Origin of the sequence: Rhodoferax ferrireducens, assembly GCF_003347515.1 — a bacterium.
Classification (GTDB): Bacteria; Pseudomonadota; Gammaproteobacteria; order Burkholderiales; family Burkholderiaceae_C; genus Rhodoferax.
Genome location: NZ_QEII01000313.1, coordinates 70676 through 92912, shown reverse-complemented (window position 1 = coordinate 92912; position 22237 = coordinate 70676). Strand labels below are relative to the sequence as shown.

Genomic DNA, 22237 nt, shown 5'->3' with positions numbered 1-22237 from the left:
CCCCCGCCCCGGCACCGCTGGACAGGCCCGCGACACAGCCGTTCGCGCTGGACGAAGAGCGCTACCAGATCCGCTTCTATGGACGCGTGCTGGAGCTGTCGCGCTACGAGTACGGCATTCTGCGTCTCCTCGTGCAGCGCCCCGGGCGTGTGTTCACGCGCGATGATTTGTTGCGCAAGGTGTGGGATGACACCAGCGACAGTTTTGACCGCACGGTGGACGCGCACATCAAAACCTTGCGCGCCAAGCTCAAGGCGATCGCCCCCGGCGCCGAGCCCATCCGCACGCTGCGCGGCACGGGCTACGCCCTGAGCGAAGATTTGCCCGCCGCACCGTGAGCAAACGCACCCGCATCTTCATCGGCATCCTGTTCATTTACACGGCCGGCATCGCCTTCATGCTCTACCGCGTGGTGGCCGACCTGGACCCGCGCTACCGCGAATCGGCCGAAGAATCGCTGGTGGAAACCTCGCAGTTGCTGGCCAGCCTGATCGAGCAGGATGTGCGCGACGGCGCGCTCGACACGGCGCGCCTGGAGCCGGTGTTCAAGTCGCTGTATGCCCGCCGGTTCGACGCCCGCATCTTCAGCGTCACCAAAACCCGCGTCGAGTTGCGCGCCTACGTGACCGACCGCAGCGGGCAGGTGGTGTTCGACTCCACCGGCCAGGCGCTGGGCGCCGACTTTTCGCAGTGGCGCGACGTGCGCATGGCCCTCAAGGGCGACTACGGCGCGCGCACCACACCCGACGTGGCGGGCGAACCCGACAGCTCGGTGATGTACGTGGGCGCGCCGGTGCGCTGGGCCCAGGACGGCAATGGCGAGATCATCGGCACCGTGACGGTGGGCAAGCCGGTGCATAGTTTTGGCCAGTTCGTGTCGGCCGCCCGCGAAAAGATAATCTATGTCGGTCTCGTGTCCATGCTCGCCGTGCTGGTGCTGGTGGTGATGGTCTCGGTGTGGCTGGTGCGGCCCTTCGGGCTGATCCGCGACTATGTGCGCTACGTGCGCTCGCAACAGCGTTTCAGCCTGCCGCGCATGGGGCGGCGCGCCATGGATGTGCTCGGCGCGGCCTATGACGAGATGCGCGACGCGCTGGCCGGGCGCAACTACGTGGCCGACTATGTGCAGACGCTGACCCATGAAGTCAAAAGCCCTTTGTCGGCCATCCGGGGCGCGGCCGAGCTCCTGCAAGAGCCCATGCCCGAAGCCCAGCGCCAGCGCTTCCTGGCCAATATCCAGCGCGAAACCCAGCGCATTCAGGAGATGGTCGACCGCATGATGGAACTCACCGCACTGGAGACCCGCCGGGTGTTGGAGCGCGTGCAGCCCGTGGCTCTGCGGCCCCTGCTCGAAGAACTGGCAGGCGCCACCCAGGGCGCGGCAGCCCAGCGGCGCATACGCATTGAATTGAACGCGCCGGCTGACGTCGTGGTGGAAGGCGATCCATTTTTGCTGCGCCGCGCCCTCAGCAACCTGCTGGACAACGCCCTCGATTTTTCGCCTGAAGGCAGCGTGGTGCAGCTGTCGCTCACGGGGCAGCGGCGCCATGCGCTGATTGCCGTGCGCGACCAGGGCTGCGGCATACCCGGCTATGCGCAAGACAAGGTGTTCGAGAAGTTCTACTCGCTGGCCCGGCCCCATTCGCAGAAAAAAAGCACCGGCCTGGGGCTCTCCTTCGTCAAGGAAATTGCAGCGCTGCACCATGGGCGCATTGAACTGCATAACCGTTCTGAAGAGGAAGGTCCAGGCACCGCCGCGATCCTCGCCCTGCCGCGGGCACCCGCTTGACTCTTGCGGGGGTCGCAATTCCCCACCGGGCCGACCAAAGACCCAAAGCAGTCGGCCACTGCGAGATGGGGCTGTCATTTGCAGCATCAATTGCAGACTGCGGACATGGGCCACTTACACAATGCTTCATCCCCTGCGCGGCTCCTGTGCGACGCGTATGGGTGTCGAACCAATCCTCGACTGCCTCATTACTACTTATGATCATTAAGTCACGACCCTGTTAGACTTTCAACGATTTAAGACGACTATAAAGGTCACTGCCTGAGTGCCAATGCCATGAACACCGAACCGTGGGTCACAGCCGAACAAGTTGCTCAGCACTTGGGCGTGGTGAAAGACACCGTCTATCGCTGGCGCGAGCGCAAGGGCCTGCCTGCGCACAAGATCGGGCGATTGTGGAAATTCCAGTTGTCCGAAGTTGATGAGTGGGTGCGTGTGGGTGGCGCGGATGAAGATTCTGAACGCAAAAGCGTGGATCACGCAGCTGAGCCAGAGGCAGATAAAGCATGAGCAAAACCGAGGCACAAACCCGTTCAGAGCTCATTGACCAGCATCTCGCGCAGTCCGGCTGGAATGTCAAAGACCCCACGCAGGTTATCGAAGAATTCGACATTCTGACCGCGTTGCCACCAGGTGTTGCGGAGCCCCGCACACCCTACGAAGGCCACCAATTCAGTGATTACGTGTTGCTGGGCAAGGATCGCAAACCCCTCGCCGTTGTTGAGGCCAAGAAGTCCAGCCAGGACGCCGCCATTGGCCGCGAGCAGGCCAAACAATATTGCTACAACATTCAGACTCAACTCGGCGGCGAGTTGCCATTCTGCTTCTACACCAACGGACTCGAAACACATTTCTGGGACCTGGGAAGCTACCCGCCGCGCAAGGTCGTTGGTTTCCCGACGAGAGATGATTTGGAGCGCTTCGCCTACATCCGTCGCAACCGCAAGCCGCTTACCCAAGAGTTCATCAACACGTCGATTGCCGGGCGTGACTACCAGATTCGCGCCATTCGTGCGGTACTGGAAGGCATCGAACAACAGAAGCGCGATTTTTTGCTAGTCATGGCCACCGGCACTGGCAAAACCCGCACCTGTATTGCCATGGCGGATGCATTGATGCGCGCTGGCCATGCCGAGAAAATCCTGTTCCTGGTGGACCGTATCGCACTGCGCGAGCAGGCGCTGACCGCCTTCAAAGAGCATCTGCCCAACGAACCGCGCTGGCCCAATGTTGGCGAAAAGCTGATTGCCAAAGACCGTCGCATCTACGTTGCCACCTACCCGACGATGCTCAACATCATTCGCGGGGAGTCCCAGGGCCTCTCGCCCCATTTTTTTGATTTCATCGTGGTCGATGAAAGCCATCGCTCTATCTACAACACTTACGGTGAAGTGCTGGACTATTTCAAAGCCATCACGCTGGGTCTGACGGCCACGCCTACGGACATCATCGATCACAACACCTTCCGGCTCTTCCATTGCGAAGATGGCCTGCCGACCTTTGCCTACACCTATGAAGAGGCCGTGAACAACGTGCCACCTTACCTCTGCAATTTTCAGGTCATGAAAATTCAGACCAAGTTCCAGATGGAGGGCATCAGCAAGCGCACCATCTCATTGGACGATCAGAAAAAGCTGATCCTGCAAGGCAAAGAGGTTGAAGAAATCAATTTCGAAGGCTCGCAGTTGGAAAAGCAGGTGATCAACAAGGGCACCAATGCCTTGATTGTCAGGGAGTTCATGGAGGAATCCATCAAGGACGCCAACGGTGTGTTGCCCGGCAAGACCATCTTCTTCTGCGCCACCAAGGCGCACGCCCGGCGGATGGAAGAAATTTTCGACAAGCTCTACCCGCAACACAAAGGCGAGTTGGCCAAAGTGCTCGTATCTGACGATCCGCGCGTCTATGGTAAAGGCGGCCTGCTCGATCAATTCACCAACAATGATATGCCGCGCGTTGCCATCAGCGTCGACATGCTCGACACCGGTATCGATGTGCGCGAAATCGTCAACCTCGTGTTCGCCAAGCCGGTCTATTCCTACACCAAGTTCTGGCAGATGGTCGGGCGCGGCACTCGCTTGCTAGAAACCAGCAAACCCAAGCCCTGGTGCACCGACAAGGACGTGTTCTTGATTCTCGATTGCTGGGACAACTTCGATTACTTCAAGCTGAACCCCAAGGGCAAAGAGCTAAAGCCGCAATTGCCGCTGCCCGTGCGTCTGGTAGGCCTTCGGCTCGACAAGATCGAGAAGGCCAACGACAGCGGTCATGCCGATATCGCCGCGCGTGAAATCGCCAAGCTCCGCCTGCAGATTGCCACGCTCCCCAAAGAATCCGTGGTGATCAAGGAGGCTGCAGCAGCATTAGCGCGGCTGGAAGAAGAAGACTTCTGGATCAGCCTCACGCACCAGAAACTCGAATTCCTGCGCGCCGAAATCAAGCCGCTGTTCCGCACCGTTTCTGAATCCGACTTCAAAGCCATGCGGTTTGAACGTGACCTGCTGGAATACTCCCTCGCCCTGCTCAATGAAGACAAGGAACAAGCCGACACCCTCAAGGAAGGTATCGTGGAGCAAATCAGCGAGCTGCCACTGTCAGTCAGCTTTGTGAAACAGGAAGAGGCGCTGATCCGAGCGGCGCAAACCACGCACTATTGGGCCAAGGCCGACGAAGACACCTTCGACGAGCTCGCGGCAAAACTCGGTCCACTGATGAAGTTTCGCGAACCAACCACCGGCCAAGACCAAATGCATCTTGATCTGGCGGATGAACTTCACAAGAAAGAATGGGTGGAATTCGGCCCGCAGCACGAGGCCGTGAGTGTCAGCCGTTACCGTGAAATGGTCGAGGCGTTGATCGTAGAGCTGACCGAGCACAACACCGTGCTGCAGAAAATCAAGGGTGGGGAAAAGGTCACGCCCGACGAAGCCAACGAACTGGCAGAGTTGCTGCATGAAGAGCACCCTCACATCACTGAAGCCCTGCTGCGCCAGGTCTACAAAAACCGCAAAGCGCATTTCATCCAGTTTATCCGTCACATTCTCGGCATCGAGGTACTGCAAAGCTTTCCCGATACCGTCAGCGCTGCCTTTGATCGATTCATCCGCGCGCACACCACCCTTAACGGTCGCCAGTTGGAGTTTCTCGGCTTGCTGAAAAATTTCATTGTCGAGCGCGAAAAGGTGGAAAAACGAGACCTCATCAACACGCCCTTTACGGTCATCCATCCGCAGGGCATACGCGGCGTTTTCAGCCCGGCTGAAATCAATGAAATCCTGCAACTCACCGAACGCTTGGCCGCGTAATAACGGAACAAAACAGAAAAGACAAGGGAGCACCATGGAATCAAAAGCCATACAACTGATGAAAAGCCATTTCGATGCGTTAAGCCATACCAGCCCAGAGGAAGGCGTCGAATTCTGGTTTGCCCGCGATCTGATGGAGCCGCTTGGCTATGCCCGCTGGGAAAACTTCCAGACCGCCATCAAGCGCGCTATCGAATCATGCGAAACAACGGGATACGCGGCGGGGGATCATTTTCGTGGCGTCACGAAAATGATCGAGATCGGCAAGGGGGGGCAACGGCCCGTAGACGATTTCATGCTCACCCGTTATGCCTGTTACCTCATCGCCCAGAACGGCGACCCGCGCAAGGAACCCATCGCCTTTGCCCAAAGCTACTTTGCCATCCAGACGCGCAAGCAGGAACTGATCGAAGATCGCATGCGCCTGCAGGCCCGGCTGGATGCCCGCGAGCGCCTGCGCGAGTCGGAAAAAGCGCTTTCGCAGAATATTTACGAACGCGGCGTCGACGATGCCGGATTCGGACGTATCCGCTCCAGGGGAGATGCCGCGCTCTTCGGTGGTCATACCACCCAGGCGATGAAAGACCGTTTTGGCATCACCAAGACCCGCCCTCTGGCCGACTTTCTGCCTACGCTGACCATTGCCGCCAAGAACCTGGCGACCGAAATTACCAATCACAACGTCGGCCACGATGACCTGCTGGGAGAACAGGCCATCATCCGAGAGCACGTGCAAAACAACGAGAGCGTGCGCGACATGCTGGGCCAGCGAGGCATCAAGCCGGAACAACTCCCGCCCGAAGAAGACATCAAGAAGCTGGAGCGGCGGGTCAAAGCCGAGGAAAAGAAGCTCGTCCAACAGTCGGGAGCACTGCCTGCACCGAAAAACGAAGAATAAGCCGAGAGCTAAAGACCATCACCATGCTGCAAAACAACCCCGAACTCAAAAACAAGATCGACCAACTCTGGAACAAATTCTGGAGCGGTGGCATCAGCAACCCGCTCACCGCCATCGAGCAGATCACCTACCTGCTTTTCATGAAGCGGCTGGATGAGCTGGATCAGAAAAAACAGGCCGATGCCGAATTCACGGGCGAAAAGTACACGTCCAAGTTTGAAGGCAAATGGATTCCGCCCGAGTATCGCGCCAAAGCGAGGGAAGACGACACCCAGAAAGAAACCGACAAACGCCACGCCGACGCCAGGATGTACGAAATCGAAAAGCGCACATTGCGCTGGAGCGAATTCAAGCACATGCAGGCCGAAGACATGTTGCAGCATGTGCAGGGCAAGGTGTTCCCGTTCCTCAAAGACCTGAACGGCGCCGAGTCCAATTTCACCCATCACATGAAGAACGCGGTATTCATCATCCCCAAACCAGCACTGCTGGTGGAAGCGGTGAAAACCATCGACGAAATTTTCGAGGTGATGGAACGCGACTCGCGGGAGAATGGCCAGGCCTTCCAGGACATCCAGGGCGATGTGTATGAAATGCTGCTGTCCGAGATTGCCACCGCTGGCAAAAACGGCCAGTTCCGCACCCCGCGCCACATCATCAAGCTGATGGCCGATTTGGTGCAGCCGCAACTGGGCCACAAAATTGCCGATCCGGCCTGCGGCTCCGGCGGCTTCTTGCTCGGGGCGTACCAGTACATCGTCACGCAACTCGCCATCAAGGCGGGCACAACGAACCTCACGCCCGATGAAGACGGCTTCGTGCGCACCTCGGTCGCTGCGGCACTCACCGAAAAAGCCCAGGCCATTCTTTCCAGTTCATTGTGGGGATATGACATAGACGCCACCATGGTGCGCCTCGGCCTGATGAACCTGATGATGCACGGCATCGACGAGCCCCACATCGACTACAAAGACACCCTCTCCAAGAGCTACACCGAGGAAGCGGAATACAACATCGTGATGGCCAACCCGCCCTTTACCGGCAGCATCGATAAGGGCGACATCAACGAAAACCTGCAACTTGGCACCACCAAGACCGAACTGCTGTTTGTTGAAAACATTTACCGTCTGCTCAAAAAAGGCGGCACCGCCTGCGTCATCGTGCCGCAAGGCGTGCTGTTTGGTTCCGGCGGCGCGTTCAAGACACTGCGCCAGTTGCTGGTGGAGCGTTGCGACCTGAAAGCCGTGGTAACTCTGCCCAGCGGCGTGTTCAAACCCTATGCCGGCGTCAGCACCGCCATCCTGCTGTTCACCAAGGTCTGGGGGGCGAAAGACAAGATGACTCAACCCGCCACCGAAAACGTCTGGTTCTACGAGATGGCCGCCGACGGTTATTCGCTGGACGACAAACGCAGCAAGCAGGACGGCAACGGCGATTTGCAAGACATCATCGCCATGTATCACGCCCGCAACCCGGCCACCGACACCGACCGCACCGCCAAGTACTTCATGGTGCCGCGCACCGAGATCGCGGATGAAAAGAACAACTACGACCTCTCGATCTCCCGCTATAAAACCGATGTGTTTGAAGAAGTGCACTACGACGCGCCGGGCGTGATTCTGGATCGGTTGATTCAGGCCGAGGTGGGTGATGTGGACGAGGTGGAATTGGTCAAGGTGCGGAGCGGCATCGTGCGCGAGTTGCTGGAGCTGAGAGAGTTAATCGGATGAGGAAGGAGAAACTATCAAGCCTTTGTAAGGTATCGAATGGATTTGCCTTCAAGAGCGACGATTATGTTAGCCATGGCTATCGTGTCATGCGCATTACTAACGTTCAAAAAGGGCTTGTTGTAGACAATGCTCCAAAATTTATCCCGCAGGAAATAGCTGACAAAGCAAATGGCTTCAAACTTGGCACAGGCGATATTCTCATTTCTTTGACGGGTAACGTTGGTCGCGTTGGGGTAATTCAACCTCAACACCTGCCAGCCGTTTTAAATCAACGAGTGGGGCTAATTCGTCCGTCATCTGAAGAAATAAATGAAAAGTATTTATTCCAGTATTTAAATTCGGATAATTTTGAGCGTGAGGCTATTAAAAACTCAAATGGCGTTGCTCAGCTAAACCTAAGTTCAAAATGGATTGAAAGTCACGAAATCCCCCTCCCAACCCTCAACGACCAAATCCGCATTGCCCATCTGCTCGGCAAGGTGGAAGGGCTGCTCGCCCAGCGCAAACAACACCTGCAACAACTCGATGATCTGCTCAAGAGCGTGTTTCTGGAGATGTTTGGGCCGACGAGCCCCGACTATGAAATTTGGCCACTGGTAGAAATTCGTGAGCTGGCGGCCAAGCACAAAGGCGCGATGCGAACGGGGCCATTCGGCTCCAATTTGCTGCACAGTGAGTTCACCTCAGAAGGCGATGTAGCGGTGCTAGGCATAGACAACGCTGTACAGAATCGATTTGCCTGGGGCGAACGCCGCTTCATTTCCAACGAGAAGTATCAGGAGCTCCAGAGCTATCGAATCTTTTCGGGCGACGTGATTGTCACCATCATGGGAACCATCGGTCGTTCGGCGGTAATCCCTGACGATATTCCTGTCGCCATCAATACCAAGCATCTTGCTGCAATTACGTTGAATCGAGAAGTTGCCAACCCGCTGTTTTTGTCCTATTCCATTCACTCCAGCCCGTTTGTTTTAACCCAGTTCGCCAGCAAGAATCGAGGGGCAATCATGAGCGGCCTCAACCTGGGCATCATCAAAGAGACCAAGATCAAGCGCCCACCGATTGGCCTGCAAAACCGTTTTGCCGAAATACATGCGCGCGTCGATCAGCTGAAATCTCGCTATCAAAAAAGCCTCGCTGACCTAGAAGTCCTTTATGGCGTGCTGAGCCAGAATGCGTTCAAAGGCGAGCTGGATTTGTTGCGCGTCTCACTACCCAAAGAGGTCACGCAACCAATGCCCGTTGACGCGCCAATGCCGAGCGCCGAGGTGATAACACCGACGGAGCTTGTCCGCCAGTTGGTGCAATCGGCAGAGCCGCTAGCTCGCGACGTGTTGTTGGCCCAGTGGTTCCGGCGGTACCTTGCGAACACTCCGCCAGCTACCGGCCTGCGCTCTGCCCAGATGCTGGAAGATGCTTGGCAGGCCCTGCAAACAGCTCCTTTGCACGCGGAGGTAGAGGAAGAAGAGGACGAATCTCCTATGCTGTCGTTGGCAGATTACGACGTGCTGAAGGCGTTGGTCTTCAAGGCTCTTGACGCTGGCGAGCTGCTTCAAACCTTTGATGACGACCGCAATCGGGTCGCGCTCACGAGTCAGTCGGCCGAATGGGGCACTTGGTAGGCAATGAAGCTGCTACGCCTGAAGATCACCGACCCGGCAGGTTTTCGCAGCCTGCCATGTGGATTTGAGCACCACTTCCGTACTGAATGGGCACTCCAGGAGGAACTGGGGCAGCCCACAGCGTTCGCGCCCTTCGTCTGCGCCGGCCCCAATGGCAGCGGTAAGTCGAACCTGCTGGAGGCACTGGCGGCCATCTTCTACCAATTGGAGGTGCAGCGTGTGCGGCGTAGCTTTTTGCCCGAGGCTTTGGCTGAGCTGGACGACCTGGGCGCGCCGCGTGCATTTGAGTTGGAGTACCTGATCTTTCTGCCGTTTCAGTCCTTGCAAGATGCCTTGCGGTATGCGCACGTTCGTGTGGAGAAGAAGCTGGATGGCTCGCCGCAGATGTTCTGGCTGAACCCCGAGGGTTTTGGCTCGCGTGTCGACGGCTTGGTCGATGGAGGACTATGCACAGAGCAGCACCGGGAGTTCCTGTTGCCGGAGTACGTGCTGGGCTACTCGTCCGGCGAGAACGAGATTCTGAGCCTGCCGTTCTTCAAGATGCGCTTTGTGCAGTTCGACGAGTACTGGACCAGTCTGCGCGATAGCCAGGCTTACCCTGGCCGCCCTGAAACTCGCCTCGCCTACCTCGACAGCGGTTTCAGTCAGGCCATTCTGCTGTGCAACCTGCTCTTTGCCGAGGGCGGGCGGCTGGAGGCATTCACTCAAGACATTGGCATTGAGGCACTGAAGGAATTTCGCATCGTGCTTCGCCGAAGCGTTCTGCTTGATGAGGTGCAGGCGCGCCCCTTCATGGCGCCGATCGAGCGCGCCAGCCTTTCGACTGAGGAAGCGTTCCAAGCAAATCGTCCGGTGGTGTCTTTGGACGAAGAGACGGGGCGCTATCGCCTGAATGTGCTGAACCTGCTGGAGGAGCATGACCCTGACAGGCTGAAAACCTCTTCGCGCGCCCTAGATGCGTTGCGACGCTGCGCCACGCTGGAGTTTCACGATGAGGCGACCGACACTCTGGTGCTGGACTATTGGGTCAATGATGCGACCCGGCAGGCTTTTCAAGAGAGTTTTGACCGCAACCCCCGTGCGCTGTTTCAAACCTTCCAGGTGCTGCTGACGCTGAATCTCTACACGGTAAGCGATACCCTCAAGGCAGATTTGTATCGATCTGACAGTCACTATGTGAGCAAAACGGTGCCGATCTTGGCGTCTGACGAGTGTGTGATGCGTTTCAAGTTCGTTCGTTTCAGCAAGCGGGGGCTAGCTCAGCCGATTATGCTCAAGGGCCTGTCCGATGGAGAGCACCAGCTGCTGCACAGCCTGGGCCTTTGCCTGCTATTTCGTGACACCAACAGCCTGTTCCTGTTTGATGAGCCGGAAACGCACTTCAACCCCGACTGGCGCGCCAGTTTCATCACCCGTTTGAATACCTGTTTGCAAGGGCGCGAAGGAGTCAGCCAGGAGATGCTGATCACCACGCACTCGCCATTCCTGATCTCGGACAGCAAACCAGACAAGGTACTGGTGTTCGAAAAGGACAAGGCCAGCGGCGCTGTCAGCATCAGCCACCCGGACTACAACACGCTGGGCGCCTCGATTAACAAGATCACTATGAGCACCTTTGGCAAACGTGAAACCATCGGCGGTCACGCGCAGGCGATCCTCGACGGCTTGCGCGCACGGTTTGAGCAGGGCGACGAAAATCCAGACACGCTTATCGACGAGATTCATCTGCAACTGGGTGACTCGGTGGAAAAGGTGTTGCTGATCAAGGCCATTCTCGACAAAGCTGAACGTCGCGATCAGGAGGCGCAGGGCTGATGCTGTTTCCCTACACCTACGTGCCGCATCAGATGGAGAAGATGCAGACCTTCATCGACTTTATTTTTCACGAGGTGTGGTGCAAGGCACCGGCAAGCGGCCCGTTTGACCTGAACCTGTTCGACGCTAATGCGGAGTTGCGTGAAGTGATGGAGGTGTTCCTATGGGATGACAGCAAGGGCGCCGAATTTTTCTATGGCCACGTGGATCGTATCTACGGTCTGTTTTCGGTGCTAAACGCAGCACAGGTCAGCCAGTTTCAGCAGTGGTACCAAGGCAATAACGATCTGGAACAGGTGTGCGCCAATGACCCGACGGTACAACTCGCCCGCTACGCCGACGTCGCCGTCGCGCACAAGGACCTCAATGAACAACTGGCTGTATTTTTCAAGGGGCTGTATTCGCAATCGCTGTTAGACCTTGCGGCACTACGGGCCAAGATTGGTGACATCAACGACCACTATCAAGCCTTTGTGACCACCAACAACGCCGGCAAATGCCCTTTCTGCGGCATCAATGATCTGCTGGGCGAATACCACACGAAGCGCGAAGCCTACGACCATTACCTACCGAAGTCGCTCTACCCATTTAATTCCATCAACTTCAAGAACCTCGTCCCAGCCTGCCACCATTGCAACAGTAGCTACAAGACCAGCAAAGATCTAGCCTATACACCGAAAGACCCGGCCGGTACAGCTAAGCGTCGCACAGTCTTTTATCCCTACACGGCAACACCCTACGCCATCGAACTGCAAGTGACCTTGCAACATTCGGATATCGAAAAATTGACGCCGACCGACATCAGCCTGCAATTTGGTCCTGCGACCCTCGACGAAAAAATTGCTACCTGGAAGGACGTGTACGGAATCGTAGAACGGTATCGAGGAAAACTGCTCGGCGGCGATGGCAAAGCTTGGCTTGTCGAAGTGCTTGATGAGTGGCGCTGGAGTGACAAAACCGCTGGTGCAGAGGGAAAAACACCTGATGCGTATTTGCGAGATGTGGGCCGGCACACCGAAAAATCGCCCTATGCCAATGCCAATTTCCTCAAAAATAGTTTCCTTCAAGGCTGCAAAACGGTGGGATTGTTCGAGCCAATCGCAAAAGGAGGAGCCGCGCCATAACGAACGGCAGCAGCAAACTCATTCGTAATAGCACCGTCGGATCAGAGTTTTCCTATCTATCGCAACCCTTTGGCGTCATCTCGACTTCAAGAGCTATCACCGCGAAAAAGCGCAGAAAATAGCGCTTTAAACAATGAGGTCCTTGTGAATCAATCCATTGCCCATGCCGAACTCATCGCCACTTTCAGGAGGGCGGAGGTCGATGCTGCTCACAAATTCGGATTGATCAAAGCTGTTGGAAAAAAGGGACCCAAGGCCATTCAGACGGCCGTCGAAACCGCTGCAAAGGCAGCCAAACGCAGGGATTCGTATGCAAAAAAGCTGAATGTCCTGGGGGTGAGCCTCAAGGATTGAGCCCCCTCGGGGGCGGCGCAGCACACGCAGTGGCCAGCGTGAGGGCCTTCATCTTCACGCAGACTTCACGCGGGTTTCACACAGCGCTGCGGCGCTTCGAAATGTCTTCTCACAAGCCCTCGATGCTCGGGACACCGTGCACTCTCGCACGCATGTTCCGGAGAAAGCATCATGGCACTCGCCTTCCCTTTGGCCCCTCAGATCAGCGCCACCGCGCCACCGCCCCGGCTGGCCCGCTGGGTCTGGGTGGCCGTCACCAGCCTCTCGGCCGCCTGTTTCGTGGCACTTGTCGCCCAGCCCGCGCAGGCGCAGGACCGCGACGCCCCGCGCCTGAAAACCGAGAGCCCGTACTTCTTCGTCCAGAACGGCGACCCGGCACTGGACCCCTTGCCGCTGAAATCCACCCAGGTGGACGTGCGCATCTCGGGCGTGATCGCCGACGTGACGGTCACGCAGCGCTACAAGAATGAAGGCCAGCGCGCGATCGAGGCGAAGTACGTGTTCCCCGGCTCCACCCGGGCCGCCGTGCATGGCATGAACGTGCGCCTGGCCGACCGCTTGATCACGGCCAACATCCGCGAAAAGAACCAGGCCCGCCTCGAATACGACAACGCCAAGAAAGAAGGCAAAACCGCTGCGCTGCTGGAGCAGCACCTACCCAACGTATTCCAGATGAACGTGGCCAACATCCTGCCCGGCGACGACGTGAAGGTTGAGCTGCACTACACCGAGCTGTTGGTGCCCACCAGCGGCAACTACCAGTTTGTGTTTCCCACGGTGGTCGGCCCGCGCTACAACAGCGCGCAATCCGCCCAGGCGCAGGCGCCGTGGGTGAGCCAGCCCACCCTGCGGGCGGGCGTGGCGTCCCCGGCCGCTTTCGACATCCGCGTGGCCTTGAACACGCCCATCGGCATCAAGGAGGTGCGCTCCTCCTCGCATGACATCAGCACCTCCAGGCAAGACGGGGACACAGCCGTGGTCAGTCTGAAAAACACCGCCACGCCGGCCAACAACCGCGACTTCATCCTCGATTACCGTTTGGCGGGTGATCGCATTGAATCGGGCGTCATGCTCTACAAGGGCGGTGACGAAAACTTTTTCCTCGCCATGATCGAGCCGCCCAAGGCCTTGCCCGCCAGCGCCATCTCGCCTCGCGACTACATCTTCGTGGTCGACATTTCGGGCTCCATGCATGGCTTTCCGCTGGACACCGCCAAGACCGTGCTGCGCGAGCTGATCGGCAATCTGCGTTCCAGCGACACCTTCAACGTGTTGCTGTTTTCGGGCAGCAACCGCTTCCTGAGTCCGCACTCGGTGCCGGCCACCGGCGCCAACATCGAGCAGGCCATCCGCACCATCGACGAGATGGGCGGTGGCGGCGGAACCGAGTTGATCCCCGCCCTCAAGCGCGTCTACGCCGAGCCCAAGGCGGCCGATGTGTCGCGCACCGTGGTGGTGGTGACCGACGGCTTTGTAACGGTCGAGCGCGAAGCCTTTGACCTGGTGCGCAAAAACCTCTCGCAGGCCAATCTGTTTTCCTTCGGCATCGGCGCCTCGGTCAACCGCCACCTGATGGAAGGCCTGGCGCGCGCCGGCATGGGCGAGCCCTTCATCATCACCCAGCCGTCTGAAGCCGCCGCCCAAGCGGCCCGCTTTCGCAAGATGATCGAGTCGCCGGTGCTCACCAATGTGAAAGCGCGCTTTGACGAGCTTGATGTGTACGACGTGGAGCCGCAGCACCTGCCCGATGTGCTGGGCGAGCGTCCCGTCATCGTGTTCGGCAAGTGGCGCGGCGAAGCGCGCGGCAACCTGGTGGTGGAAGGCCAGACCGCGAACGGCCCCTTCCGTCAAATCCTGCCTTTGAACCAGACGACAGGCAGCGCCAGCAGCACTGCTGCCCTGCGCCACCTGTGGGCACGTCACCGCATTGCCAGCCTGTCGGACCAGGAGTCACTCGACGGGGGCGACGCCTTGCGCCAACGCATCACCGAGCTGGGCCTGCAATACACGCTGCTCACCCAGTACACCAGTTTTGTTGCGGTGGATCAGGTGGTGCGCAACCCGGCGCCGCAGGACAGCACCAGCGTGAACCAGCCCTCGCCGCTGCCGCAGGGCGTGGGCAACCTGGCGGTGGGTGCGGAAGTGCCCAGCACGCCCGAGCCCGCCACCTGGGGCGCCGTCCTCGTGCTGCTGTCGGTGCTGGCCTTGCTGGCGCGGCGCGCCCGCCGCCACAACCCCCACCGTTTCACGGCCTGATCATGGCGCTGCCCCGTCTCTTGCAAATACCGCGCTTCGTGCGCTTCGGCGTGCGCGTCGACACCGCGCCCGAGTGGCTCTGGCTGGCCCTGCTGGCCGCTGCGCTCTGGCCTACCTGGTGGTGGATGGGCCAGCGCATGCGCGATGGCTCCGATGACCCGCTGGGTCTGCTGGCCCTGGCCGCGCTCGGCGTGCTGGTGTGGCGGCAACGCCAGCTGCTGCGCCCCGCCCCGCGCTTGAGGTGGCTGGCGCTGGCCCTGGCGGGCGCGGTGGCCGCCACGGTGCTGCGGGAGTCGCTGCCGCCGCTGGCCGGCGCCCTCATCGCGTTGTTGGCACTCGCGGCAGGCCTGGTGGCTTTTCTGCCGCCGCGCGTGGCCACGGCACCGGTGCTGGGCTTGTCGGTCTTGTCATTGCCGCTCTTGGCCTCGCTGCAGTTCTATGCCGGCTACCCGTTGCGCGTGCTCACCGCCGAGGCCAGCCGCTGGCTGCTGGCGCTGCAGCACGACGTGGCCCGCAGCGGCAGCAGCCTGTTGGTCAACGGCCAGCTGGTCATCGTGGACGCGCCTTGTTCCGGCGTGCAGATGGTGTGGCTGGGTTACTTCACGGCCTGCGTGGTGGCGCTGCATGGCGGCGCCGCCCATCGCCACGCGCACTTCAGCAACCGCCGCTTCCTGATGCGCCTGCCGGCCGTGAGCGTGCTGGTGCTCACCGGCAATGTGTTGCGCAACACCGTGCTGGTGGCGGCGCAGGCGGCCGATTGGCAACTGCCCGCCTGGGCGCATGACGCCGTCGGCCTGGTGGTGCTGGCGGCGGTCTGCGGCGGCATCGGCTGGGTGATGGGGCGAGATGGGGGGCGCAATGGCCATGAGCGCCACAGCGGAGAGCAGCATGCGTATGTTTGACAACCTCTTTCTCAACCGCGTGTTGCACAAAACCTTGTGGCTCGCGCTTTTGCCCCTGTGCGCCCTGTGGGGCGTGGCGCAAACGCGTACCGCCCAAGGGACCGACTACGCCCTGAACGCCAGCACTCCGGCCAGCGCGGAACTGCCTGCCCAATGGAACGGTGTGGCCTTGCGGCCCCTGGCGCTGAGCGAGGTGGAGCACCGGTTTGCGCGCCGCTTTCCCGGCACCGTCGCCCGCCTGACCGATGGCGAGCAGGTGCTGGTCTTGCGCACGGTGCGCAAGCCTACCCGCATGCTGCACCCTGCCACCGATTGCTACAAAGGCCTGGGCTACCGCATCAGCCACGAAAAGCTCGAAGCCATCGCCGGCCGCGCCCTGTGGCGCTGCTTCGTCGCCGAACGCGCCGGCCAGCGCTTGCGCGTATGCGAACACATCGAGGATGCCCAAGGCCAGACCTTTACCGACACCTCGGCCTGGTACTGGGCGGCGCTGGCGGGGCAGTCGAGCGGCCCGTGGCAGGCCACGACGGTGGCCAGCGCGTTATGACCACCCTGCGCCGTGCCCGCGCTGCCCGTGCCGCCCTTACCGCGTTTCGCCTGCTCGGCCTGGCGAGCCTCGTCCTGGCCCTGACCGGACTGGCTTTTTTCTTCATGGTGAAAGCCATCCTTAAACCCGCGCCCGGCGAATGGGCCACCGGCGTGCGCGCCGGACCGGTGACGGTGCAGGTGGGTGTGCCCTCGCTGATCTGGCTGGCCACCACGCCCTGGGTGGGGCCGCTGCTGGCTGGCCGCCAGTTGCCCACGCGCCTGGGCACAGTACACCTGCGTTGGCAGGCCGGGAGGCAAATGCTGAGCCTGCAATGCCAGCCCTGCACCGTGGCCTCGGGAGGTTGGGGCGGCGAGGTTTTGCACATCGCGCAGGCGCAACTGTCCGTGCGGCGCCGGGGCAAGCTGCTCGACGGCACGCTGTCGGCCGGTCAGGTGCTTGCGAGCTGGCACGGCACCCTCGCACCCCGCTCGCTGAACCTGCAGGTGGAGCTGCCGTTGACGCCCATTCGCGAGGGCTATGCCCTGTTTGCCAGCGTCATCCCGGAGGTGGAACACGCCCGCATTGACGGCGTATTCGGGCTCAGCGCCAGCATGACACTGCCCGACAACCTCATCACCCTCACACCCCGCGTGCAGGGCTTTGCCGTGCAGGGCCTGAACACCGGGGCGCTGGCCGGGGCGCGCAGCAGCTGCGGCGCAAACTTGCGCAAGAGCCGCCTGGGCGTGGACGGCCCACTCGCCCGCGCCGTCATCGCGGCGGAAGACCAGCGCTTCTTCGAGCACACGGGCTTTGACCTGGTGGAACTGGCCGCCTCATTCGCGCTGAACCAGCGCACAGGCCGGATCGAACGCGGCGCCAGCACCCTGTCGCAACAACTTGCACGCCTGCTGGTGACCGGCGGCGAACGCACGCCCGTGCGCAAGCTGCGCGAACTGCTGTATGCCGTAGAGATGGAGCAGACGCTGGGCAAGGCCCGCATCCTGTCCCTGTACCTGGACCACGCGCCGTGGGGTCAAGGCCTGTGCGGTGCCGACGCCGCCGCACGCCACTACTTCGGCGTTCGGGCACAAGAACTCGATGCCGGGCAAGCCGTCTGGCTCGCGGCCATGCTGCACCAGCCCGCCACCGAGGCCAGCCGGTGGGCGGCCACAGGCCATATCAACGTGCCACGCGCGCAATGGGTAGCCAGCAGCCTGCGCCCCATGCCGCGCCGCCAGCGCGATGCCTTGGTGGCGCATTTGGCCACGGTGAGCTGGCCAGCGCCTGGCGCGCAGGCCGGGTCCATTCGCCATTGCTATTGAAAATATAGCTGCTTGCGCACATTCTGTGCGGGCTAGAGGCCTAAAATACCTCAAATCACCCAACCCACCGCATCGGAGGACTCCCGGATGGCCTCGATTGACTTCCCCGCATCGCTGTACCCCGCGCTGGCGCAAGTGCAGCCATCCCTGGCGGCCTTGCATCCGGCGGTAGTGCCAATGCAGGTGCCCGCCGGCACGGTGTTATTCAGCGAGAACACGCCTTGCCAGGGCTTTCCGCTGGTGCTCGACGGCGAGGTCAAGGTCTCGCGCAGCTCGGGCGACGGCCGCTCGCTGGAGCTGTACCGGGTGGTGCCGGGCGAGCTGTGCCTGGTGTCCTCGGCCTGCCTGTTTCGCACCCAGCCGCTGTCGGCCCATGGCGTCACCACCAAGGCCAGTACCCTGCTGCTGATTCCACCGGATATCTTTGCGCGCTGGCTGGAAACCCCGGCCTTTCGCAACGAGGTGCTGGGCCTGTTTGCCGAGCGCATGGCCGATCTCACCAGCCTGATCGACGCCGTGGCTTTTCACAAGCTCGACCGGCGCCTGGCCGCCGCCTTGCTGGGCCACGGCCAGTCACTGGCCATCACGCACCAGACGCTGGCCGATGAACTCGGCACGGTGCGCGAGATCGTCACCCGGCTGCTGCGCCGATTCGAGCGCGAAGGCTGGGTGACGCTGGGGCGCGAGCAAATCCAGATCGTCAACGGCCCGGCGTTGCGGGAACTGGCGTCGTCGCTGACTGCTTGAACCGGCTTGGTTGACAGTGACACGGGCGATGTAAGGCGACTCTGCGTGACTTCTGTCACAGACGCCGGGGTGAATGAAGGGCTTAATCCAGCCATCCACCATCCTTTAAGGAGTTTCCATGAAATCAAACGTCGGCGGCATTGACCGCATCTTGCGCATCGTGCTTGGCCTGGTGCTGATCGGCTTGACTTTGAGCGGCAACATCGGCGTATGGGGCTGGCTGGGCATTGTGCCGCTGGCCACCGGGCTTATCGGCTGGTGCCCGCCCTATGCCCTGTTCGGCTGGAGCACCTGTTCCATGAAGAAATCAGGCTAAGAAGCGCCTGCTTAGCGACAAAGCGGCCTGCGGGCCGCTTTGTCATGGGCGTGGCGCATTCCCTGAAACAGGGCTGCGCACCAGCTTTGCCCGCTTTCACGGGCAGTCCGGCACCAAGCCTGTGCAACTTTGTACACAATTAAGCGATTAGACCGTATACAAACCTGGCACAGGTTTTGCGTTCGGTCCCGGCATGAATGCTGCCATCCCTGAGTCCCCACCAGCGGCGATTGAACTGATCGCGCTGATCAAGCGCTTCGCGCAGGGCCATCCTGCCGTGGATAACATCAACCTGCGCATTGCCAGTGGCACTTATTGCTGCCTGCTGGGTCCGTCGGGCTGCGGCAAAAGCACCACCTTGCGCATGATCGCGGGCCACGAGTCGGTGAGCAGCGGCGACATCCTGCTGGACAACCGCAACATCACCGACCTGCCCGCCGCCGCCCGCGGTACGGCCATGATGTTCCAGAGCTTTGCGCTGTTTCCGCATCTCTCGGCGCTGGACAACGTGGCTTTCAGTCTCAAGATGAAGGGCGTGGCCAAAGACGAGCGCCAGGCCAAGGCGCAGGATCTGCTGGAGCGGGTCGCCATGGGCGCGCTGGCCCAGCGCAAGCCGGGCGAGTTGTCGGGCGGCCAGCAGCAGCGGGTCGCGCTGGCCCGGGCGCTGATCACCCAGCCGCGCGTGCTGCTGCTGGACGAGCCGCTCTCGGCGCTGGACCCGTTCCTGCGTATCCAGATGCGGGCCGAGTTGCGCCGCTGGCAAAAAATGCTGGGCCTGACCTTCATCCACGTCACCCATTCGCAAGAGGAAGCCATGGCGCTGGCCGACACCATGGTGGTCATGAACCAGGGGCTGATCGAGCAGGTGGGCTCGCCGCACGAGATCTATAACCGCCCGGCCAGCGAATTCGTCGCGCGTTTCATGGGCGGGCACAACGTGCTGGAGCTCCCCGCCGGCAAGATCGGCGTGCGCACCGACCACATGCAGGTCACGCCCGGGCACGAGGCGGCACCGGACAGCCCGCACAACCAGCGTGCCGTCATCACCGACATCGAATACCAGGGCACCTATGTGCTGCTGGGCCTGCAATACCCCGGCGCCCTGCAGACGGCGCACAGCACGGCCGCGCTCACGGTGATGCTGTCCGAAGCGCAATTTGCGCAACGCCCTTACGCCCTCGGCGACGCCGTGCAACTGTCCTGGGCGCCTGAAGCGGCCCATCGGCTGCTCCCTCAACCCGCGGCCCCGGCCATGGCACTGGCCAGCTAACTTTCACGCTAATGCGCGCCGGCAGTCCTCTTTTTCAACCCCTTCGCAAGAAGATTTCACCCACCCCAAGGAGTTTTCACCATGTCTGACTCTCTCATCGATCCCGTTCAAGACAGCGCCGCCAGCCTGCCGCGTCGCACCCTCCTCAAGGGCACGGCCGGCATCCTGGCCAGCGGCCTGTTTCCGGCGGTGCACTCTGCGGAGCCCATCGTTTTGCGCTACCTGGGCACGGCCGTGAACCAGGACAAGGCGATTGGCGAAAAGTTTGAAAAAGACACCGGCATCAAAATCCAGTACGTGGCCGTCACCACCGATGACGTGACCAAGCGCGCCGTCACCGCGCCCAACAGCTTCGATTTGATCGACACCGAGTACTTCTCGCTGAAGAAAATCGTGCCGACCGGCAACCTCAAAGGCATCGATGTCAAGCGCATCAAGAACGCCGACAAGATCACGCCGCTGTTCACGACAGGCATGGTGGCGGGCAAGGCCGTGGGCGACCAGGGCACGGCACCCAAGAAGGTGATTTATCTGGAGGGCGAGAAGTCCAAGGTGTTTTCCAAGACACCGACCCAGTTCATGTCACTCATCCCCACCGTGTACAACGCCGACACGCTGGGCATCCGCCCCGACCTGATCAAGCGCCCGATCAGCTCGTGGGCCGAGTTGCTCAACCCCGAGTTCAAGGGCAAGGCTGCGATTCTGAATATTCCTTCCATCGGCATCATGGACGCGGCCATGGTGGTGGAAGCCATGGGCCTCTACAAATACCCCGACAAGGGCAACATGACGAAGAAGGAAATTGACCTGACCATCAAGACCCTGATCGAAGCCAAAAAGCAAGGCCAGTTCCGCAGCCTGTGGAAAGACTTCAACGAGTCGGTCAACCTGATGGCCTCGGGCGAAGTCGTGATCCAGTCGATGTGGAGCCCTGCCGTGACGGCGGTGCGCACCAAGGGCATTGCCTGCAACTTCCAGCCGCTGAAAGAAGGCTATCGCGCCTGGGCCGCCGGCTTTGGCCTGCCCGCCACCTTGTCGGGGCGCAAGCTGGACGGCGCCTACGAATTCATCAACTGGTTCCTGGACGGCTGGGCCGGTGCCTACCTGAACCGCCAGGGCTATTACAGCGCCGTGCTCGACACCGCCAAGTCCAAGATGGAAGCCTACGAGTGGGCCTACTGGATGGAAGGCAAACCGGCCAGCCAGGACATTAAGAGCCCCGGCGGCGACGTGCTGGCCAAGGCCGGTCAGATCCGCGACGGCGGCAGCTATGAATCGCGCATGGGCGGCATCGCTTGCTGGAACGCCGTGATGGACGAGAACAACTACATGGTCCAGAAATGGAATGAGTTTGTCGCGGCCTAAAAATACGGTCGCCACGCGGGCGCCGGGCCGCACTCTTGCGGCCTGGTGGCAGGCGGCGCCGCTGACGGCGGTTTTCGTGCTGTTCTTCCTGATCCCGCTGGCGCTGATCCTGATGGTCAGCTTTTGGGACTTCAACGAGTACGAGCTGCTGCCCGGCTTCACCTTCAAGAACTACCTCGCCATCTTCGACGGCTGCGGCAACACGGGCGAGCTGTGCGTCACTTTCAAGACCTACCTGTCCACCTTCAAGTTCAGCTTTCTGGTCTGGCTGATCACCTTGCTGACCGGCTTTGCGGTCTCGTATTTCCTCGCTTTTCATGTGCGCTCCAGCGGCGTGCAGACCCTGCTGTTTGTGTTGTGCACGATTCCGTTCTGGACCTCGAATGTGATCCGCATGATCTCCTGGGTGCCGCTCTTGGGGCGCAACGGGCTGGTGAACCAGAGCCTGCTCGGTCTGGGCGCGGTGGACACACCGGTCGAGTGGCTACTGTTCTCCGATTTTTCCGTGGTGCTGGCTTTTGTGCACCTGTACACCATGTTCATGATCGTGCCCATCTTCAATTCCATGATGCGCATCGACCGCAGTCTGCTTGAGGCGGCCAGCGACAGCGGCGCATCAAGCTGGCAAACACTGTGGAACGTGATCGTGCCTTTGTGCCGCACCGGCATCATCATCGGTTCGATCTTCGTCATCACCATCGTGATGGGCGATTTCGTCACCATCGGCGTGATGGGCGGGCAGCAGATTGCCTCCATCGGCAAGATCATCCAGGTGCAGACCTCGTACCTGCAGTTTCCGCTGGCCGCGGCCAATGCCGTGATCCTGCTGAGCATTGTGCTGATGATCATCTGGGCGCTGACCCGGCTGGTCGACATCCGCAAGGAGCTCTGAA

General features: G+C 60.4%; 19 protein-coding genes. All 19 read left to right on the top strand.

The window, feature by feature from the left end; all coding sequences use genetic code 11:
• The coding region (locus C5P05_RS26110) for a winged helix-turn-helix domain-containing protein (protein WP_198674872.1) at positions 1 to 338 on the top strand (338 nt) is incomplete at its 5' end.
• Complete coding sequence (gene creC, locus C5P05_RS26105; RefSeq protein ID WP_114972788.1) at positions 335 to 1789, top strand: two-component system sensor histidine kinase CreC; 1455 nt, start codon at positions 335 to 337, stop codon at positions 1787 to 1789. The genes C5P05_RS26110 and creC, both read left to right, overlap by 4 nt.
• Positions 1790 to 2065: 276 nt before the next feature.
• On the top strand, positions 2066 to 2299 hold the full coding sequence (locus tag C5P05_RS26100; RefSeq protein ID WP_114972787.1) for a helix-turn-helix domain-containing protein: 234 nt from the start codon (positions 2066 to 2068) through the stop codon (positions 2297 to 2299).
• Positions 2296 to 5094 carry a DEAD/DEAH box helicase family protein gene (locus tag C5P05_RS26095; protein ID WP_114972786.1) on the top strand — a complete coding sequence of 933 codons (2799 nt, stop codon included), beginning with the start codon at positions 2296 to 2298 and terminating at the stop codon, positions 5092 to 5094. The genes C5P05_RS26100 and C5P05_RS26095 overlap by 4 nt, the downstream gene beginning before the upstream one ends.
• 34 nt (positions 5095 to 5128) lie before the next feature.
• A complete protein-coding gene (gene dinD / locus C5P05_RS26090) occupies positions 5129 to 5992 on the top strand; it encodes a DNA damage-inducible protein D (RefSeq protein ID WP_114972785.1) in 864 nt (287 codons plus the stop codon).
• A gap of 23 nt (positions 5993 to 6015) precedes the next feature.
• A complete protein-coding gene (locus C5P05_RS26085; protein WP_114972784.1) occupies positions 6016 to 7722 on the top strand; it encodes a type I restriction-modification system subunit M in 1707 nt (568 codons plus the stop codon).
• Positions 7719 to 9344: a restriction endonuclease subunit S gene (locus C5P05_RS26080; protein WP_114972783.1), complete on the top strand. Its 1626-nt coding sequence runs from the start codon at positions 7719 to 7721 to the stop codon at positions 9342 to 9344. The genes C5P05_RS26085 and C5P05_RS26080 overlap by 4 nt, the downstream gene beginning before the upstream one ends.
• 3 nt (positions 9345 to 9347) lie before the next feature.
• Entirely contained in the window at positions 9348 to 11159 is a 1812-nt protein-coding gene (locus C5P05_RS26075) for a restriction system-associated AAA family ATPase (protein WP_114972782.1), read from the top strand.
• Positions 11159 to 12283, top strand: coding sequence for an HNH endonuclease (locus C5P05_RS26070; protein WP_114972781.1), 1125 nt, complete (start codon positions 11159 to 11161; stop codon positions 12281 to 12283). The genes C5P05_RS26075 and C5P05_RS26070 overlap by 1 nt, the downstream gene beginning before the upstream one ends.
• A gap of 144 nt (positions 12284 to 12427) precedes the next feature.
• The gene (locus tag C5P05_RS26065) at positions 12428 to 12637 is read left to right on the top strand and encodes a hypothetical protein (protein WP_114972780.1); all 210 of its coding nucleotides are present in this window, start codon (positions 12428 to 12430) and stop codon (positions 12635 to 12637) included.
• Positions 12638 to 12808: 171 nt separating this feature from the next.
• The gene (locus C5P05_RS26060; RefSeq protein WP_114972779.1) at positions 12809 to 14893 is read left to right on the top strand and encodes a VIT and vWA domain-containing protein; all 2085 of its coding nucleotides are present in this window, start codon (positions 12809 to 12811) and stop codon (positions 14891 to 14893) included.
• Positions 14894 to 14895: 2 nt separating this feature from the next.
• Complete coding sequence (gene xrtQ, locus C5P05_RS26055) at positions 14896 to 15795, top strand: exosortase Q (protein WP_114972778.1); 900 nt, start codon at positions 14896 to 14898, stop codon at positions 15793 to 15795.
• Positions 15788 to 16342, top strand: a complete 555-nt coding sequence (locus C5P05_RS26050) for a hypothetical protein (RefSeq protein WP_198674871.1) — start codon at positions 15788 to 15790, stop codon at positions 16340 to 16342. Before xrtQ ends, C5P05_RS26050 begins: the two co-directional genes overlap by 8 nt.
• A complete protein-coding gene (locus tag C5P05_RS26045) occupies positions 16339 to 17646 on the top strand; it encodes a biosynthetic peptidoglycan transglycosylase (protein WP_114972776.1) in 1308 nt (435 codons plus the stop codon). Before C5P05_RS26050 ends, C5P05_RS26045 begins: the two co-directional genes overlap by 4 nt.
• A gap of 87 nt (positions 17647 to 17733) precedes the next feature.
• Positions 17734 to 18393 carry a Crp/Fnr family transcriptional regulator gene (locus C5P05_RS26040; RefSeq protein WP_114972775.1) on the top strand — a complete coding sequence of 220 codons (660 nt, stop codon included), beginning with the start codon at positions 17734 to 17736 and terminating at the stop codon, positions 18391 to 18393.
• 118 nt (positions 18394 to 18511) lie between these two features.
• Entirely contained in the window at positions 18512 to 18709 is a 198-nt protein-coding gene (locus C5P05_RS26035; RefSeq protein ID WP_114972774.1) for a YgaP family membrane protein, read from the top strand.
• 193 nt (positions 18710 to 18902) lie between these two features.
• Positions 18903 to 19979: an ABC transporter ATP-binding protein gene (locus C5P05_RS26030; protein WP_114972773.1), complete on the top strand. Its 1077-nt coding sequence runs from the start codon at positions 18903 to 18905 to the stop codon at positions 19977 to 19979.
• An 81-nt stretch (positions 19980 to 20060) separates the two neighbouring features.
• Entirely contained in the window at positions 20061 to 21344 is a 1284-nt protein-coding gene (locus C5P05_RS26025; protein ID WP_114972772.1) for an ABC transporter substrate-binding protein, read from the top strand.
• Positions 21325 to 22236 carry an ABC transporter permease gene (locus C5P05_RS26020; RefSeq protein WP_114972771.1) on the top strand — a complete coding sequence of 304 codons (912 nt, stop codon included), beginning with the start codon at positions 21325 to 21327 and terminating at the stop codon, positions 22234 to 22236. The genes C5P05_RS26025 and C5P05_RS26020 overlap by 20 nt, the downstream gene beginning before the upstream one ends.
• The last annotated feature ends 1 nt before the right edge of the window (position 22237 follow it).

Bases quoted from the DNA above. Each gene is read 5' to 3' on its own strand.
- C5P05_RS26100 (WP_114972787.1), top strand. From the start codon at position 2,066: ATGAACACCGAACCGTGGGTCACAGCCGAACAAGTTGCTCAGCACTTG.
- C5P05_RS26095 (WP_114972786.1), top strand. From the start codon at position 2,296: ATGAGCAAAACCGAGGCACAAACCCGTTCAGAGCTCATTGACCAGCAT.
- dinD (WP_114972785.1), top strand. From the start codon at position 5,129: ATGGAATCAAAAGCCATACAACTGATGAAAAGCCATTTCGATGCGTTA.
- C5P05_RS26085 (WP_114972784.1), top strand. From the start codon at position 6,016: ATGCTGCAAAACAACCCCGAACTCAAAAACAAGATCGACCAACTCTGG.
- C5P05_RS26080 (WP_114972783.1), top strand. From the start codon at position 7,719: ATGAGGAAGGAGAAACTATCAAGCCTTTGTAAGGTATCGAATGGATTT.
- C5P05_RS26075 (WP_114972782.1), top strand. From the start codon at position 9,348: ATGAAGCTGCTACGCCTGAAGATCACCGACCCGGCAGGTTTTCGCAGC.
- C5P05_RS26070 (WP_114972781.1), top strand. From the start codon at position 11,159: ATGCTGTTTCCCTACACCTACGTGCCGCATCAGATGGAGAAGATGCAG.
- C5P05_RS26060 (WP_114972779.1), top strand. From the start codon at position 12,809: ATGGCACTCGCCTTCCCTTTGGCCCCTCAGATCAGCGCCACCGCGCCA.
- xrtQ (WP_114972778.1), top strand. From the start codon at position 14,896: ATGGCGCTGCCCCGTCTCTTGCAAATACCGCGCTTCGTGCGCTTCGGC.
- C5P05_RS26050 (WP_198674871.1), top strand. From the start codon at position 15,788: ATGTTTGACAACCTCTTTCTCAACCGCGTGTTGCACAAAACCTTGTGG.
- C5P05_RS26045 (WP_114972776.1), top strand. From the start codon at position 16,339: ATGACCACCCTGCGCCGTGCCCGCGCTGCCCGTGCCGCCCTTACCGCG.
- C5P05_RS26040 (WP_114972775.1), top strand. From the start codon at position 17,734: ATGGCCTCGATTGACTTCCCCGCATCGCTGTACCCCGCGCTGGCGCAA.
- C5P05_RS26035 (WP_114972774.1), top strand. From the start codon at position 18,512: ATGAAATCAAACGTCGGCGGCATTGACCGCATCTTGCGCATCGTGCTT.
- C5P05_RS26030 (WP_114972773.1), top strand. From the start codon at position 18,903: ATGAATGCTGCCATCCCTGAGTCCCCACCAGCGGCGATTGAACTGATC.
- C5P05_RS26025 (WP_114972772.1), top strand. From the start codon at position 20,061: ATGTCTGACTCTCTCATCGATCCCGTTCAAGACAGCGCCGCCAGCCTG.
- C5P05_RS26020 (WP_114972771.1), top strand. From the start codon at position 21,325: ATGAGTTTGTCGCGGCCTAAAAATACGGTCGCCACGCGGGCGCCGGGC.